Genomic DNA, 16,362 nt, shown 5'->3' on the forward strand with positions numbered 1-16,362 from the left:
TCTGACTTTTGTGAACAGAAAGAATTCAAAAATTTTATATTACTATAAAATTTCTTATTTAAACATCTGTATAATACTCATAACTGCATAGGCAATTCCAGCCCCAATTAATGGACCTACAGCAACTCCATTAAATAAAGCAACCGCTATAATTGTCCCGAAAACGAGCGCAGTTGTAATATGAGGATCCGTCGTCAATAATTGTACGCCGCCTTTCGCTAGCAAAGCAACCGCTACCCCTGAAGCTAAAGCAATCCATGCATAATACGATTTCGCTGCTTCTCCAAGTTGTTTAAAACCTATTTCCCCCGTCGCAATCGGTACGAGTACTGCTATTGTAATAACCGTAACACCAAGGTTAATCCCTTTCGTTTGTAGATAAGGAAAGACTTTATCTCCTAGAAACGTAAATTTCAATAAAAATAACACACCAATAGCTACAGTAAGCGATTGGTTTTTCGCAATAAGTCCTATAATAAGTAGTATGAATAAAAATAACGTTGACTGACTAATCATGTTTGCACTTCCTTTCTGAAAATAATGAACTCATTTCCAAACAAAAATACCTTTAAACCTATCGTTATACATGCTATATCGATGTATATTCCACAATAATCACTTCATTTTTTACATATTTTAAAATGACAAACTGAGACTTTCATCATCAAAAATTTAAGCATGTATACATTTTTAAAAACGGTCGTCTCTCCTTTCTTTTCTAATAAGAAACAGGTAAAATAAAAAGAAGAGAAAATGAAGTTTTTACCATATAGTAGAAGCATCAACACCAAGCTTTTCCGGTCACTCATATACTGAAAAAGCAGGAAAAATCCATCATTCCACTATAACATAAAGTGAAACTTTAATCAGTGGCGGCACACTCGTTATAAGTTGAACGAATTAGGATAATCCAAATTGGAATGGGAGGTATACATCTTTGAACCGAAACTTACTATATATGATATTGCGACTCATATTTGTCATTGTAGCAACGGTAGCCGGGTTCTATGCATTACTATATATGTCAGGACTTATCTACCCTTTTATTATCGCTTTCGCATTTGCTTATTTAATTAATCCCGTCGTCAATTTCCTTAATCAAAAACTACAATTTCCTCGCGCACTAGCCGTGCTCGTTAGCTTAATTCTCGTATTCGGAGCTATCGTTGGGCTCGTTACATACCTTGTAACAGAAGCAATATCTGCCACAACATACTTACTACAACTTGTTACAGTAAAGTTTCCAGATATCGTGAAATTCGCAGAGCAATTTGCACTTAATCATATTATGCCTCTCTATGATGATTTAATTTCTAAATTTAATCATCTTGGGGAACCACAGCGCTATACGATTACACAAAACATTCAAAACTTAGGAACCGAAGCAACGACACAAATGAAAGAACTTTTAACTGCTATTATAAGCGGGTTAACAAATTTCATTAGTGCATTACCAACAACTTTAACTGTTCTTGTATTCGTTTTATTAGCCACTTTCTTCATTAGTTACGATTGGCACCGTCTTGCTCAGAAAGTAAGAAAATTTTTGCCCAATCGTGTTCATGGCTATGGAAAAACTATTTTTGTCGATTTAAGAAAAGCTTTATTTGGTTTTGTTAAAGCGCAACTTACACTCGTATCTATGACAACTGTTATTGTACTAATCGGACTGTTAATATTACGTGTACCATACGCCATTACTATCGCGATTATTACAGGGGTTGTAGATTTACTCCCATACCTAGGAACAGGCGCCGTCTTCGTCCCTTGGGTTATATACGTATTTTTCACTGGCGACACTGCTTTCGCCATCGGTCTTCTCATCTTATACATCGTCGTGATTGTCCAAAGACAAATTATGGAGCCTAAAGTACTTTCATCTAATATCGGCCTCGATCCATTAGCAACACTGATCGCTCTATTTGTCGGCTTTAAGCTTTTTGGCTTTTTAGGATTAATCATCGGTCCGGTCACCTTAGTACTACTTAATACATTGCACAAAGCTCGTGTATTCCATGATTTGTGGAAATATATTAAAGGCTCACCTTCAAAATAATAGTTTCTAATTCATATACAACAAAAAACTTACATGTAATCAGTGGGAATTTCCCACTGATTATTCCTTGTACTTATTTTTCATACTCATTACATCCAACAAGAGAATTGCACCCAAAAAGGATCATTCTCTTGTTTTTTGTATAAAAAACGCATATCTCGAGGTCTTTTTACATATTTATTCTTTTATTTTTATAATTATTACTTACATTTATTACTTTTTATGTAAATGAATAAATATGCAAAATAGCACAGAATGAGGCTTAAACTAACAATTTCTCTGCTCGTATCTAACTTTTCCACACTAATTGAATCCGTTTATATACAAAAACAAGCTTGCGTTCACAAAATTTTCTTGCAGCACACTCAGTAAGAACTACCTACCCCTCCAATCAATATCCAATCGAAAAATACACAGCAAATATATAATAAAGTAAAACTACGATTAGTAAGAATTTTGTCCACCACCGATTATTAACTTTCAATAATCGGACTTGTATAGGCAGTCTGATTTCCACTTAACCCCTTCACACTCACCAAACTTTAATTAACAGAGCTTCATCCATCCCCATCCTTTTGCGGGCAAAAAAAATAGTGCTTAGATCGCTATAATCTAAGCACTATTTCTGCACAATAATAGTAGAATTCTTTCTAAACTTCCATTCCATCCACTTCATAACAAATGGCTTCAACAAAGCCCTCGTCATAGGGAGAACAAAGATAAACCCTATTATATCCGTTACATATCCGGGAAGTATCAAAAGAATACCTCCTACAAAGATAAAAATACCATCTAGCACTGCCGCTCCTGGCATTTCCCCTCTATTCAACTTAGATTGAATCTCTCCCAGCACTTTAAATCCTTGCCTTTTCGCCAAATAGACACCTACAACACCCGTAAATACAATCATAGCGAACGTAGACCATAAACCTATTACATGACTCGATCCAATTAAGACCGTAATCTCAATCGCCGGTATTAAAATAAACAAGAATAGTAACCACTTCATAGTTCTACACTCCTTTCACATACCATCACTTTAAACGCCCTTACAACGCCCATATACACCATATAAAAGTCTAATACATTCCAATATCAAACTTCATAATAAACAGCTTATAAAAGCGATTTCAGACGTCTCAAGCCAGTTCCGCCTCATTTTTGTGTAAAAAAAAGAGAAGGACTCCGATCCTTCTCTCCGTATTACTTATAGCACTTCCGCATGTCCATTATAAACAATTCCGCGTGCTGCATCAACTGTTACTTCTTGGCCATTTTTTAAAGTTGCTGTTACGCCGTTTACACCAACGATAACAGGAATACCAATTGATACACCTACAACAGCCGCATGGCTTGTTAGACCGCCTTCTTCTACAACTAGAGCAGCAGCTTTTTCGATTGCAGGAATCATATCTTTATCAGTACTTGTTGTAACAAGGATATCACCTTCGTTTACGTTCGCTACAGCTTCAGCAGCTGTTTTCGCTACAACTACTTTACCTTTTGCAGCTTTGCGACCGATTCCTTGTCCTTTCGCAACTTCTTCACCAACAACATGGATTTTCATTAAGTTTGTTGTACCAGTTTCAGCAACCGGTACACCAGCAGTGATTACTACAGTGTCTCCAAGTCCAATTAGACCTGCATCCATACCTGTTTGAATTGCAGTATCTAACATTTCGTCAGTAGACGCTGCACGTTTTCCAGCCATAAATGCTTGTACACCCCAAACAAGTGCAAGACGACGTCCTACTTGCTCGTCAGATGTTACAGCTACGATTGGAGATTTTGGACGGTATTTAGAGATCATTTTTGCAGTATGTCCACTTTCTGTTGGAGCTACGATTGCAGCTACATCAAGAGCAAGTGCTGTATGCGCAACAGATTGGCTAATTGCATCTGTAATTGTTGGAGTGAACTCTTTAATACGTTTTTTGAACATATCTTCATATTGTAATGATTTTTCAACACGTACTGCAATGTTAGCCATCATTGTTACTGCTTCTACTGGGTATTGACCAGCAGCTGTTTCACCTGAAAGCATGATTGCATCTGTACCATCGAAGATTGCGTTAGCTACGTCACTTGCTTCCGCGCGAGTTGGACGTGGGTTACGTTGCATAGAATCTAACATTTGTGTCGCAGTAATAACCGGTTTACCTAACACGTTACATTTTTTGATTAGACGTTTTTGTACTAATGGTACTTCTTCTGGCGGAATTTCTACACCCATATCACCACGAGCTACCATTAAACCGTCAGAAACTTCTAAGATTGAATCGATATTATCGATACCCTCTTGGTTTTCGATTTTTGGTACGATTTGAATGTATTGAGCGTTATGCCCTTCTAATAATTCACGGATCTCTAATACGTCAGATGCTTTACGTACGAATGAAGCTGCAATGAAATCAACTTTTTGCTCGATACCGAAAACGATATCTTTTACGTCTTTTTCAGTGATACCAGGAAGCTTAATGCTTACGTTTGGTACGTTAACACCTTTTTTATTTTTTACAGTTCCGCTGTTTAAAACTTTTGTACGGATGTTTCCGTCAGCTTTTTCGATTACTTCTAGTTCGATAAGACCGTCATCGATTAGAATACGAGAACCTGGGTCTACATCGTCATAAAGACCAGCATAAGATACAGAGAACTTCTCTGCAGTACCTAATACTTGCTCAGTAGAAAGAACTACTTCTGCACCTGTTACAAGCTCAGCTTGTCCGTCTACGAAGTCGTGAGTACGGATTTCTGGACCTTTTGTATCAAGTAAGATACCAACTGTTTTACCAGTTTTCTTTGAAGCTTCACGAATGTTTTTAATACGAGCGCCGTGCTCTTCATGGCTACCATGAGAGAAGTTTAAACGAGCAACGTTCATACCCGCTTCGATTAATTGTTCTAATTTCTCAATACTTTCACTAGCAGGACCTATAGTACATACAATTTTAGTTTTACGCATATTGCACCTCCGAAAATTATGAAACCGTTCCCAAATATCCGACATTAAGCCGATTAGATGGATAATTCTTTAGATAATTGATACATATCTTTATCGATTGTATGCTTTTGAGCTAACGCTTCGATAATATCATGATCAACAAGTTTATTATCTTGAATACCTACACAACGTCCACCTCTACCAGCAATTAACAATTCAACTGCTCTTGCGCCAAGACGACTTGCTAATACACGGTCTTGTGCACTTGGTGATCCACCACGTTGTACGTGACCTAATACAGTTACACGAGTATCAAAGTTTGTTGCTTCTTCAATATGCTTACCGATGTCAATTGCACTTCCAACACCTTCAGCTACAATGATAATACTGTGTTTTTTACCACGTTCACTACCGCGCTTCAGACGAGCAATAACATCTTCCATGTCATACTCTTCTTCTGGAATTAAAATTGTTTCAGCACCATCAGCTAAACCAGCCCATAATGCGATATCTCCAGCATGACGTCCCATTACTTCGATAACATATGTACGTTCATGAGATGTAGCTGTGTCACGAATTTTATCAATTGCATCAATAACAGTATTTAAAGCTGTATCGAAACCAATTGTGAAGTCTGTTCCAGGAATATCATTGTCGATTGTACCTGGTACACCAACACATGGGAATCCTTGTTCAGTTAATTTTTTAGCACCTTGGTAAGAACCATCTCCACCAATAACAACAAGTCCTTCGATACCGTGTTTCTTTAATTGCTCGATACCTTTTAGTCGTACTTCTGGATCTTTAAACTCAGGACATCTTGCTGTATATAATTTTGTACCACCACGGTGGATAATATCGCCAACAGAACCAAGTTCTAATTTTTCAATATGACCAGAAATTAAACCAGCGTATCCATGGTAAATACCATATACTTCAATATCATGGAAAATCGCTTTACGAACAACTGCACGAATGGCAGCATTCATACCAGGTGAATCTCCACCACTTGTTAATACACCAATACGTTTCATTTGTACTCACCTCATAAAGATTATTTGCCTTATAATAAAATAACACGAAAAAATATAAAAACACAATGGAGAAGATGTGTCTTTTCATAATAAAAACGTGCATTCGCGAAGAGGAACGCACGCTTTTATTATTTTATCCCAATGGAAGCGTTTGAAAACGAAACTTGCCCAATTTTCATATATTTTTCATAACGTTTTTCGATTAATTCATCTTTTGAAATTCCGCTTAATTGTTCAAAAGTTTTCTTAAGCATTAAATCTATATTTTCTGATTGTTTTAAAATATTACGATGCGCTCCGCCTTTTGCCTCTGGAATGATTTCGTCAATTACACCTAATTCTTTCAAATCTAATGCTGTAATTTTCATCGCTTCTGCAGCTTCTTTTGCTTTACCAGCGTCTTTCCAAAGAATTGCCGCCGCACCCTCTGGTGTAATAACAGAATACGTGGAATTTTCTAGCATATGAATGTAATCTCCTACTCCAAGACCTAACGCACCACCACTACCGCCTTCACCGATAACAATACAAATAACAGGTACAGTTAAACCCGCCATTTCAAATAAATTGCGGGCAATTGCCTCACTTTGTCCACGTTCTTCAGCTGCTTTACCAGGATAAGCTCCCTTCGTATCGATGAAACAAATAATAGGACGATTAAACTTTTCCGCTTGTTTCATTAGACGCAGTGCTTTTCGATATCCTTCTGGATGAGGCATCCCAAAATTACGACGAATATTTTCTTTCGTATCTTTTCCGCGTTGATGCCCAATTACAGTTACTGGCATCCCCTTATATTTCGCAATGCCGCCGACAATCGCTGCATCGTCGCCAAATAGACGATCTCCATGACATTCAAAAAAATTAGTAAATAAGTGCTCAATATAATCGAGCGTTGTCGGTCGTTCTGCATGACGAGCAATTTGAACACGGTCCCATACTTTCATATTGCCGTATATATCTTCCTCTAATTTTTCTAACTTGTCTTCCAAAATACGAATCTCCTCACTGAAGTCCATCTGGCTGTTTTTCGTATAGTCTTTCAGTTCACGAATCTTATTTCTTAGCTCAACAACTGGTTTTTCAAATTCTAGCTCTGCCATACAGCCATTTCCCCTCCTTGATGAACTTCTAAAATCTTACGGAGCGATTCTCTCATATCATCACGATGCACCACCGCATCTAATTGACCGTGCTCTAATAAAAATTCTGCCGTTTGGAAATCTTCCGGTAGTTTCTCACGCACTGTTTGTTCAATTACACGTCTACCAGCAAATCCGATAAGTGCACCTGGCTCTGCAAGATTGTAATCACCAAGTGAAGCGAAACTTGCTGAAACCCCGCCCGTCGTTGGGTGAGTCATAACAGAAATAAATAACCCTCCTGCATTACTATGCTTTTTCAAAGCTACGCTTGTTTTTGCCATTTGCATTAAACTTAATATCCCTTCTTGCATACGGGCACCACCCGACGCAGTAAAGATAATAAATGGAACTTGTAAGTCGTATGCTTTTTCAACTGCACGGGCAATTTTCTCTCCTACAACAGAGCCCATGCTGCCCATTCGAAAACGAGAATCCATTACTGCAACAACAACAAGCATGTCATCAATTGTTCCTTCACCAGTTACAACCGCTTCGTTCAATTCAGTCTTCTTACGATCGCTCTCTAGTTTCTCTTCGTATCCTGGAAACTCGAGTGGATTTAATGAAACCATTTCTTTGTCATACTCACGGAATGACCCTTCGTCCAATATACTATCAAGACGTTCCCATGCATTCATAGGATGATGATATCCACAATTCACACATACTTTTAAATTTTTTAGAACCTCTTTCGTATACATGATTTTTTTACATTTCGGACATTTTGTCATAACGCCATCCGGTACATCTTTTCGTACTTGTTCTGAAGGTATTGCAGCGTACTTTTTCTTTTTCACGAATAAATCTCTTAGCACAATTTGACCCCCTTCGTTGAGAGCTAAGGTTAGCGCAAGAAGAAAATTGGGCTAACACCAAAGTTTGATGTTAGCCTTATCTTCTCAATCTGTCTAATAACCTCACTCTTTACGTTTAACTTTAACCGCTACGCGATAGAATGTTTGTCATAACGTGTCATGGTCATTTCGACAAATTTTATACATTACGAGTGAAACTGTATATTCTCTACTAATTCATCGTAAATTTTTAGTGCATCATTTTCTTGTTTTTCTTCCAAAGTAGCATAAAGCTTTCTATACATCTTGATAGAATCTCCTGAAACTTTACAAGAAAGAGTTGATACGTAATCATTTACGATCATCCAAATGCGATATAGTAAATAATTATCGACTTGTTCAATAAGTGTTTTAAAGAACGTTTGATGAAGCATCGGCATTGAGTTTTCATTTTCTTCAAGCACTTGATGTAATTTTCTTAGCACTTTAGAAAACGTTTCTTTCGGTAAATTACATACAATTCGAATCATATCTTTCTCAAGTAATCGTTTTGTTTGTAATAAATCACGAATTGTTTTCTCATCTTGCAGCAAGAACGGCGCAATCAATTGTACAAGACCGTTATCGTAAAAGTTTCGAATAAACGTCCCTTCACCACGTCTCGTTTCAATCAATCCTACCAGTTCTAAAGCACGCAATGCTTCTCTTACAGAGGAACGCCCTACGTTTAAACGTGAACTTAACTCACGCTCAGACGGCAAACGATCCCCCGCCACCAATCCATCTTCTTCCATAATGGAACGGATTTTTTTTACAATTTCGAGATATACTTTTGTATTTGATGATGTCAATGGAAATTCCTCGCTTATTCTTTACCAATCAGCGCTAATTGTTTTGTTTTCTCAGCAATCTCATTTGGGTCTACTTGACGGCGAGCTACTCCTGTCTCCATTGCAGCTTTCGCAACGTAAGCCGCCACTTGAGGCGCTACACGCGCGTCAAACGGTGCCGGAATGATATAGTCTGCATTCAACTCATCTTCTGCTACAAGCTCAGCAATAGCCTGTACAGCTGCCATCTTCATTTCTTCGTTAATTTGTGTCGCATGTACGTCAAGTGCACCACGGAAAATACCAGGGAACGCTAGTACATTATTTACTTGGTTTGCGAAGTCAGAACGACCCGTCCCAACAACAGCTGCGCCCGCTGCTTTTGCCAATTCTGGCATAATTTCTGGAACTGGATTCGCCATTGCAAAAATAATTGCATTGTCATTCATTGTACGAACCATCTCTTCTGTTAATGCACCTTCTGCAGATACACCAATGAATACGTCCGCACCTTGTACAACATCAGCTAAAGAACCTTCGATACGATTCTTATTTGTATATTTTGCAACTTCATCCTTCACAGGATTCATACCTGTAGGACGACCCTCATAGATCGCACCTTTACGGTCACACATAATAATGTCGCGTACACCATAGCGATATAAAAGTTTAATAATTGCAATACCTGCTGCACCTGCGCCATTTGCGACAACTTTAATGTCAGACATTTTCTTTCCAACTAATTTTAGCGCGTTCACAAGACCTGCTACTGTTACGATAGCTGTTCCGTGTTGATCATCATGGAAGATAGGAATATTTGTTTCTTTTTTCAAACGTTCTTCAATAATGAAGCAGTTTGGTGCTGCGATATCCTCTAAGTTAACGCCGCCAAAAGTTGGCTCCATTAATTTTACAGTTTCAACAATTTTGTCTACATCGTTTGTATTTAAGGCGATTGGGAATGCATCTACACCAGCAAAGCTCTTGAATAATACAGCTTTACCTTCCATTACTGGAAGAGATGCTTCAGGTCCAATGTTACCAAGACCAAGTACAGCCGTGCCATCTGTCACAACTGCTACCATATTTCCCTTCATCGTATATTCATATACCTTACTTTTATCGTCATAAATTTCTTTACAAGGTTCTGCAACCCCTGGAGAATATGCAAGACTTAAATCTTTTGCATTTTCTACTTTTACTTTTGATACAGTTTCTAATTTTCCTTGATGCACTTTATGCATGTGAAGTGCTTCTTCACGAAGTGTTGACAAACTATCCACTCTCCTCAAATTATTCTAGCTGATATCAATTTCTCCAAGTGGTCTGACCACGAACACTACTACTATAATAATCGAAGTGTAGGGAAATTGTCCATTATATTTTCACAACCACATTTTCTTCCCCGACAATTTCACGAAGTGCTCCTAAACATTCTTCACTTGGATGAATCGATAAACTTCGAGATAATTGTACCATTTTATGTTCCTTTTCATAATAAATTAGTACTTTCGCAAAACCTGAATAATCAAACAACATTTTAGTAACCTGATTTAAAAGCTTTTTCTCATACTGAGACGGCAATTTCACGTAAACAGATGCATCTTTCTTTTCTTCATACACATCCATTTCTTCTAATGGATAGAGTCCATTTACAATCCATTGTAACTTATGATTTCTTAGCTCAATCATGCCGTCAACTAAAACAATTGCTCCTTCTTGTAACTTATCTGAGAAATGTATATACGTTTCTGGGAAGAGAACCGCTTCCATTTCATCATTTTGATCACAAAATGTAATAAACGCCATCTTTTGCAACTTTTTCGTGCGAATCACTCTCACGCTTGTTATATACACGATAGCCCTTTGCACTTTTTTCTTATGTCGCATTGCCTGAGCGAGAGATGGAATTTCTAATTCTTTCGCTAACTTCACATACTGCGCTGTCGGATAGCTTGATAAATAAAAGCCTAGTGCTTCCTTCTCTTTATTTAACTGTTCAATAAAAGAGAGCTCTTCTCCTTGTACGTATTTTGATTTTGGAACAGCATCCCCTAAATCACGTGCAAGATTTGCGTACTCTAACGCTCCTTTAAGGCTTTTCCATAAATTCGTTCTCGAAACACCAAAATCATCAAAACACCCAGACCAGACGAACGCCTCTAAATTTCGCTCTGTTACAAACTTTGATGGCATACGAAGACAAAATTCAAATAAATCTTCAAACATTTTTTTCTCACGTTCTTCGAGTAATGCTGTCACTGTAGCCATTCCGATGTTTCGAATGGAAAGTAAGCTGTAACGTATCGCATTACCTTCTATTTGGAAATTGTAACCACTTCTCTGAAGAGACGGCGGCAAAACGTGAAAACCTTTCCGCTTCGTTTCTCGTATATACTGCACAATCTTATCTTCATTTCCAATTGCACTTGATAATAATGCTGTCATAAATTCCAGCGTATAATTCGCTTTTAAGTAAGCGAGCTGATATCCAATCATACTGTAGGCTACAGCGTGACTTCGGTTAAAACCGTAATTCGCAAATCTTACAATTAAATCGTAAATTTTCTCTGCGGATGTCTCGTCATAACCGTTTTGTAAACAACCTTGTACAAAATGCTTACGTTCCTGATCTAAAATATCACGATTTTTTTTACTCACTGCACGGCGTAATAAATCTGCTTCTCCGAGCGAGAATCCTGCTAATTTCGACGCAATTTGCATAATTTGTTCTTGGTACACAATTACACCGTACGTTCTTTCTAAAATTGGCTTTAAGTCCGGATGTAAATATTCAATTTTTCTTTTTCCATGCTTTGATTCAATAAAGGTCGGAATTTGTTCCATCGGTCCAGGTCTATATAACGAGTTAACAGCGACAATATCTTCAAATTCATTCGGTTTTAACCCGCGAAGCACATTTCGCATACCACCTGATTCAAGCTGGAATACACCTGTTGTATCCCCTCTACCTAACAATTGGAACGTCTTTTCATCTTGAAGTGGTAAATTTCTTATATCAATTTGTGTCCCCGTTTTTTTCACGATAAACTTTATAATATTTTCAAGTAACGTTAAATTACGTAACCCTAAAAAGTCCATCTTTAACAAACCAAGTTCTTCTAATGCATCAGCTGGATATTGCGTCACATACACATCGTTATGCCCTTCTTGAATTGCAACACTTCCTGTTAACGGCTCTTGGCTCATAATAACGCCAGCTGCATGAATAGACGTATGACGTGGTAAGCCTTCTACACGTTTTGCAATTTCAAACACACGCTCATGTAACAGATTCCCTTGTATAAACTCACGGAGTGATTGTGATTCCTCATATGCATCCTTTAACGTTATACCAAGCTTTGACGGGATAAGTTTTGAGAATATGTCAATATCTCGCGGCGGAACCCCCATTACACGCGCAATGTCTCTAATTGCCGCCTTCGCTGCAAGCGTCCCGAACGTTACAATTTGTGCAACACGAAGTTGACCATATTTATCTTTCACATATCGAATCATCTCATCACGTCTTATATCTGGAAAATCGATATCAATATCTGGAAGCGTCACACGTTCAGGGTTTAAAAATCTTTCAAATAATAAATCGTATTCAATTGGATCAATATCTGTAATTTCTAATACGTAAGAAACGAGTGAACCAGCTGCCGATCCACGTCCTGGTCCTGTTAAAATATGATTTTCATGCGCATACTTCATAAAATCCCATACGATGAGGAAATAATCACTAAACCCCATACTAGAAATAACGTTTAATTCATGATTTAAACGCTGGATATGTACTTCTTTCGGCGTACCATAACGTTTCTGCAACCCTTCTTCACAAACGCGGCGTAAATACATATCATTCGTCTCGTTAGCTGGAACAGGAAATTTCGGTAATTGATTTACATGAAACGGTATTTCTACTCTGCAACGTTCTGCAATTTCTACTGTATTGTTAATCGCCTCTTCTACGTGAGAAAATAGTGCTTCCATTTCATCTGATGATTTTAAATAATATTGATCTGTTTTCAGCCTCGGCCTATCTGGATCCGTCATTTTCGATCCACTTTCAACAGATAATAAGCACTCATGAACAAGTGCGTCACTTTGATTGATGTAGCGTACATCGTTTGTTGCAACAACTGGAACATTTATCCTACTCATAAATGCAGGTAATGTCTCTTGCAGAAGCAGTTCATCTTGAATCGCATGATGCTGCAAACTCATATAAAAATTGCCGAACATATTTTGGTACATGCGAGCTACTTCTTCAGCTTCACTCTCTTTATCTTCTAATAATAATTGTTCAATTTCCCCATCTTTACCTGGTGAAATAGCAATTAATCCTTTCGCATAATGGGCAAGCCACTTTTTTGGAATACCTTCTTTTGACTTCGTCATAATGCTACTAGAAATCTTTAATAAATTTTGATAGCCTATTTCATTTTCAGCAAGTAAAACAAGCGGATAAGATTTTTCGTCTTCTTCACTAAAAATAGAAGCTGTTAAGCCGATAATAGGCTGTATACCATGTTTCTTACATGCTTTATAAAACGGAATAACGCCATACATAACATTTTCATCCGTAATAGCGAGTGATGAAAAACCAAGTTCTTTCGCCCTGATTACAAGCTCATCAATTTTACAAGCACTTTTTAACAAACTAAAAACGGTTTGACATTGTAAATGCACAAACTTCACTGTTGTACCCTCTCTTTACCAATTTGACTACTTTTATTATAGGTGATGAGGAAAGCGGAAATCAAAACATACTTCTTATACTTTGTCCATATATATGAAGAAGAAAGGGGAATGACGATGGATGTAAGAGAACACACTTTTTTCTCTCTGCTTATTATTAGTTATTTTATTGCCTTTGGGGTTATACTCGGTGGTTCATTAATTGGCGGCTTTGGTGCATTTCTTATCGGAAAACCAACTCTAACTTACATTAATCAATTCGCCCAAAATTTAAAGATTTGGGCACTCGTTGCAGCAATTGGCGGAACATTTGATACTTTTTATAGCTTTGAAAGAAGTTTCTTTGGCGGAGATATGAAAGATATCGTAAAACAAATTCTCCTTATTTTTTTCGCAACGGGTGGTATGCAAACAGGTCTTACTATTATTAAATGGCTAACGCAGGAACATGTATGAGAGTACCAAGTGCCAATACAGCAAAAAAATGGTATTTAGTTTTAGCTGGTGCTGCTGTTGGAGGCGTGTTGAGCTGGTTTATTTTTTTGTACATATACGGTGTTTTTCAAGAAGAACAAGCTAGTAAAATAGCAGAGCAACGAGAAATTATAGAAAAACAAGAAGCAAAGCTCCACGTCCTTCTCGAAGATCAAGAAAAATTGAATACAGAAAATAAACGACTCTTAACTATTCAAGAGATTAAAATAAAAATAATCAATCGAGAAAAATACGATTTAGACAATCTTACACTCGAAAATATGACCACTTCTATTCATAATGACCTCCAGCATCTTTTAACGAAAAACATACAAAGTATCGCAAAAAATAAAGACCTACTCAAAAAAGCAATCGAAAATAAAACGTATAAACATTACGATCGTCTATACCGCTTTAAAGTCGATACAATATCTTTTGATACCGTGCTTGAAATTAGCATTGCTATAGAGAAAGAAAAATAAAGAAGGAGGGCTTTAGCGCCACTCCTTCTTTTCGTGTTAATATATAATCTCTTATTTACAAATCTCACGTAAATCCGCAAACAGACGATCCGCTTCTTCCCAAGAAGATGCTTTTGCACCAGAAGCCATCGGATGCCCTCCACCATTATATTGCATTGCTAATTTATTTATTACTGGTCCTTTTGAACGAAGACGTACACGAATCACATCGTCTTCCTCTAAAAATAGAACCCACGACTTTAATCCATCAATATTACCAAGTGCTCCAACAACACCGGATGCCTCAGAAGGAAGTACATCAAACTTTTCTAATACTTCTTTCGTTAATTTAATGTAAGCTGCTCCTTCTTCTACCATCGTAAAGTTTTGTAAAATATAGCCGTTTAAACGAGCAATCTTTTCTTTCGTCTTATACATTTCATTGTATAAATCTGTGAATTTCACATCCATATCAACAAGCTCACTTACATAACGAAGTGTTTTCGCTGTTGTATTCGGGAATAAGAAACGACCTGTATCCCCAACAATACCCGCTAAAATAAGACGAGCTGCTTCTTTTGTTATCTGTAACCCTTTATCTTTTCCATAACTGTAAAGCTCATAAATCATTTCACTTGTAGAACTTGCTGTCGTATCGACCCACGTAATATCTCCGTACGGATCTTCATTTGGGTGATGATCAATTTTGATTAACATCTTCCCTTTTGTATAGCGTTGATCGTCAACACGCTCTTGGTTCGCAGTATCACAAACGATAACCAGTGCATTTTCATATACACTATCTTCAATATCATCCATTACTCGTAAGTATGCTAGTGACGGTTCATTATACCCAACCGTATAAATATTTTTCTCTGGAAACGATTCTTGTAGAATTGTACTAAGACCGCCCTGTGAACCTAGTGCATCTGGATCTGGACGTACGTGACGATGAATAATAATCGTATCAAACTCTTTAATTGCTCCTAAAATTTGCTCATGCATATGTATAATCTCCTTTTTATTCAACTTCTTCACTTTATTCCGCATTAACGTGCAGTAAAAGCCCAATTTGTGCGGGCTAATCATTAGCGCGTGAAAACATTCTCACACTAATTAAAGTTTCACTTTATCCTTCATTATAACGGAAAGTATTTCATACATGCGAACAATTGCTTTATAATAAAAGTTAGAAAGTTTAGATATTTATCTTTTCTCCACTATTATTTTTCACAAAACGATGGGAGTGTGCATTATGCCAATATTAGTCTTCTGTATTATCGTTTCATTTATGTTGTACCTCTTCTACAAAACAAAATACTTTCGTACAAACCGCCCAATGGAGAAAGGTTGGCTCTCTGGAAAATCTGCAATGGCACTCGGTTCATTCGTCCTATTCTTCGGGATAAACCAATTCTTTTTAGAACTTTCAACCGCTCGTATTATCGTTGGTGTTTTATTTATTCTATTTGGTAGTGCAAGTGTATTTAATGGATTTCGCCAATATAAACATTTCTTACCATTAGCAGTTGAAGAAGCTGACTCTTATGAAGCAACGTAAAAAAGCATCAATATTGTGATGCTTTTTTACGTCCTCTAACTTTTAAAATCATGTATGCGACAAACGCAGAAGGGATATTGAATGGATTGCCTTGCACATGAAGATGTAATTGTTCTTCCCCAAAAGACATTTTTTCATATAGCTCTCGCTGAGATAATCCTGTTTTTTTCTTTTTTTCATGTAAACCTTGTAAGTATAAATATTGAATCGGTATCATCACAAGGAAGTAAAATAGTGCGATACTACCAAAAAAGAGTACTGTTGATGACATAATGCATACCACCTTCCAGAAATCCATTTTCTTACAATTCAATTATAACATAGGCTAGAATCTAAATGAATTAATATTCTGTTTTTTT

The 16,362-nt window shown here is 37.2% G+C and carries 15 protein-coding genes; 4 read left to right on the plus strand and 11 right to left on the minus strand.

Going from position 1 to position 16,362, the window contains the following annotated elements; translation table 11 throughout:
• Nucleotides 1–54: 54 nt before the first annotated feature.
• Nucleotides 55–516: a DUF441 domain-containing protein gene (locus tag KZZ19_RS22430; RefSeq protein WP_000625507.1), complete on the minus strand. Its 462-nt coding sequence runs from the start codon at nt 514–516 to the stop codon at nt 55–57.
• A gap of 421 nt (nt 517–937) precedes the next feature.
• Here KZZ19_RS22430 and ytvI point away from each other — a divergent pair, with 421 nt between their 5' ends.
• Complete coding sequence (gene ytvI, locus KZZ19_RS22435) at nt 938–2,056, plus strand: sporulation integral membrane protein YtvI (protein WP_001081381.1); 1,119 nt, start codon at nt 938–940, stop codon at nt 2,054–2,056.
• Nucleotides 2,057–2,675: 619 nt separating this feature from the next.
• Here ytvI and KZZ19_RS22440 read toward each other — a convergent pair.
• The 8 genes from KZZ19_RS22440 to dnaE all read right to left on the minus strand — a co-directional run bounded on the left by KZZ19_RS22440 (nt 2,676) and on the right by dnaE (nt 13,507).
• Entirely contained in the window at nt 2,676–3,065 is a 390-nt protein-coding gene (locus tag KZZ19_RS22440) for an FxsA family protein (RefSeq protein ID WP_237981692.1), read from the minus strand.
• A 198-nt stretch (nt 3,066–3,263) separates the two neighbouring features.
• The gene (gene pyk / locus KZZ19_RS22445) at nt 3,264–5,021 is read right to left on the minus strand and encodes a pyruvate kinase (RefSeq protein ID WP_088097959.1); all 1,758 of its coding nucleotides are present in this window, start codon (nt 5,019–5,021) and stop codon (nt 3,264–3,266) included.
• Nucleotides 5,022–5,074: 53 nt separating this feature from the next.
• Complete coding sequence (pfkA, locus tag KZZ19_RS22450; protein ID WP_000821162.1) at nt 5,075–6,034, minus strand: 6-phosphofructokinase; 960 nt, start codon at nt 6,032–6,034, stop codon at nt 5,075–5,077.
• 128 nt (nt 6,035–6,162) lie between these two features.
• Complete coding sequence (accA, locus tag KZZ19_RS22455; RefSeq protein ID WP_000818786.1) at nt 6,163–7,137, minus strand: acetyl-CoA carboxylase carboxyl transferase subunit alpha; 975 nt, start codon at nt 7,135–7,137, stop codon at nt 6,163–6,165.
• On the minus strand, nt 7,125–7,994 hold the full coding sequence (accD, locus tag KZZ19_RS22460; protein WP_000942872.1) for an acetyl-CoA carboxylase, carboxyltransferase subunit beta: 870 nt from the start codon (nt 7,992–7,994) through the stop codon (nt 7,125–7,127). The genes accA and accD overlap by 13 nt, the downstream gene beginning before the upstream one ends.
• 185 nt (nt 7,995–8,179) lie before the next feature.
• Entirely contained in the window at nt 8,180–8,824 is a 645-nt protein-coding gene (locus KZZ19_RS22465) for a FadR/GntR family transcriptional regulator (RefSeq protein ID WP_237981693.1), read from the minus strand.
• A 14-nt stretch (nt 8,825–8,838) separates the two neighbouring features.
• Nucleotides 8,839–10,047 (minus strand): NAD(P)-dependent malic enzyme, encoded by a 1,209-nt coding sequence (locus KZZ19_RS22470; RefSeq protein WP_163096237.1) that lies wholly within the window; start codon nt 10,045–10,047, stop codon nt 8,839–8,841.
• Between the two features lie 133 nt (nt 10,048–10,180).
• Complete coding sequence (gene dnaE / locus KZZ19_RS22475) at nt 10,181–13,507, minus strand: DNA polymerase III subunit alpha (protein WP_088097962.1); 3,327 nt, start codon at nt 13,505–13,507, stop codon at nt 10,181–10,183.
• A 42-nt stretch (nt 13,508–13,549) separates the two neighbouring features.
• Between dnaE and KZZ19_RS22480 the strand changes: the two genes are divergently transcribed.
• Entirely contained in the window at nt 13,550–13,963 is a 414-nt protein-coding gene (locus tag KZZ19_RS22480; RefSeq protein WP_116329186.1) for a YtrH family sporulation protein, read from the plus strand.
• On the plus strand, nt 13,960–14,463 hold the full coding sequence (gene ytrI / locus KZZ19_RS22485) for a sporulation membrane protein YtrI (RefSeq protein ID WP_088028354.1): 504 nt from the start codon (nt 13,960–13,962) through the stop codon (nt 14,461–14,463). Before KZZ19_RS22480 ends, ytrI begins: the two co-directional genes overlap by 4 nt.
• Nucleotides 14,464–14,514: 51 nt before the next feature.
• Here the strand turns inward: ytrI and KZZ19_RS22490 are convergent, their stop codons facing one another.
• Nucleotides 14,515–15,447 (minus strand): DHH family phosphoesterase, encoded by a 933-nt coding sequence (locus KZZ19_RS22490; protein ID WP_088097963.1) that lies wholly within the window; start codon nt 15,445–15,447, stop codon nt 14,515–14,517.
• A gap of 250 nt (nt 15,448–15,697) precedes the next feature.
• Here KZZ19_RS22490 and KZZ19_RS22495 point away from each other — a divergent pair, with 250 nt between their 5' ends.
• On the plus strand, nt 15,698–16,003 hold the full coding sequence (locus KZZ19_RS22495) for a YtpI family protein (protein ID WP_088097965.1): 306 nt from the start codon (nt 15,698–15,700) through the stop codon (nt 16,001–16,003).
• A 7-nt stretch (nt 16,004–16,010) separates the two neighbouring features.
• On the opposite strand, the gene KZZ19_RS22500 is transcribed toward KZZ19_RS22495, so the two are convergent.
• Nucleotides 16,011–16,274 carry a DUF3949 domain-containing protein gene (locus tag KZZ19_RS22500; protein WP_140392564.1) on the minus strand — a complete coding sequence of 88 codons (264 nt, stop codon included), beginning with the start codon at nt 16,272–16,274 and terminating at the stop codon, nt 16,011–16,013.
• Nucleotides 16,275–16,362: the final 88 nt, after the last annotated feature.

It is taken from the genome of Bacillus thuringiensis (assembly GCF_022095615.2).
Taxonomy (GTDB): domain Bacteria; phylum Bacillota; class Bacilli; order Bacillales; family Bacillaceae_G; genus Bacillus_A; species Bacillus_A cereus_AG.

Excerpts from the sequence above, each read along its gene's own strand:
- pfkA (WP_000821162.1), bottom strand. The coding sequence starts at position 6,034 with ATGAAACGTATTGGTGTATTAACAAGTGGTGGAGATTCACCTGGTATG.
- KZZ19_RS22430 (WP_000625507.1), bottom strand. The coding sequence starts at position 516 with ATGATTAGTCAGTCAACGTTATTTTTATTCATACTACTTATTATAGGA.
- KZZ19_RS22490 (WP_088097963.1), bottom strand. The coding sequence starts at position 15,447 with ATGCATGAGCAAATTTTAGGAGCAATTAAAGAGTTTGATACGATTATT.
- KZZ19_RS22495 (WP_088097965.1), top strand. The coding sequence starts at position 15,698 with ATGCCAATATTAGTCTTCTGTATTATCGTTTCATTTATGTTGTACCTC.
- KZZ19_RS22440 (WP_237981692.1), bottom strand. The coding sequence starts at position 3,065 with ATGAAGTGGTTACTATTCTTGTTTATTTTAATACCGGCGATTGAGATT.
- KZZ19_RS22500 (WP_140392564.1), bottom strand. The coding sequence starts at position 16,274 with ATGTCATCAACAGTACTCTTTTTTGGTAGTATCGCACTATTTTACTTC.
- ytrI (WP_088028354.1), top strand. The coding sequence starts at position 13,960 with ATGAGAGTACCAAGTGCCAATACAGCAAAAAAATGGTATTTAGTTTTA.
- accA (WP_000818786.1), bottom strand. The coding sequence starts at position 7,137 with ATGGCAGAGCTAGAATTTGAAAAACCAGTTGTTGAGCTAAGAAATAAG.
- pyk (WP_088097959.1), bottom strand. The coding sequence starts at position 5,021 with ATGCGTAAAACTAAAATTGTATGTACTATAGGTCCTGCTAGTGAAAGT.
- KZZ19_RS22470 (WP_163096237.1), bottom strand. The coding sequence starts at position 10,047 with ATGCATAAAGTGCATCAAGGAAAATTAGAAACTGTATCAAAAGTAAAA.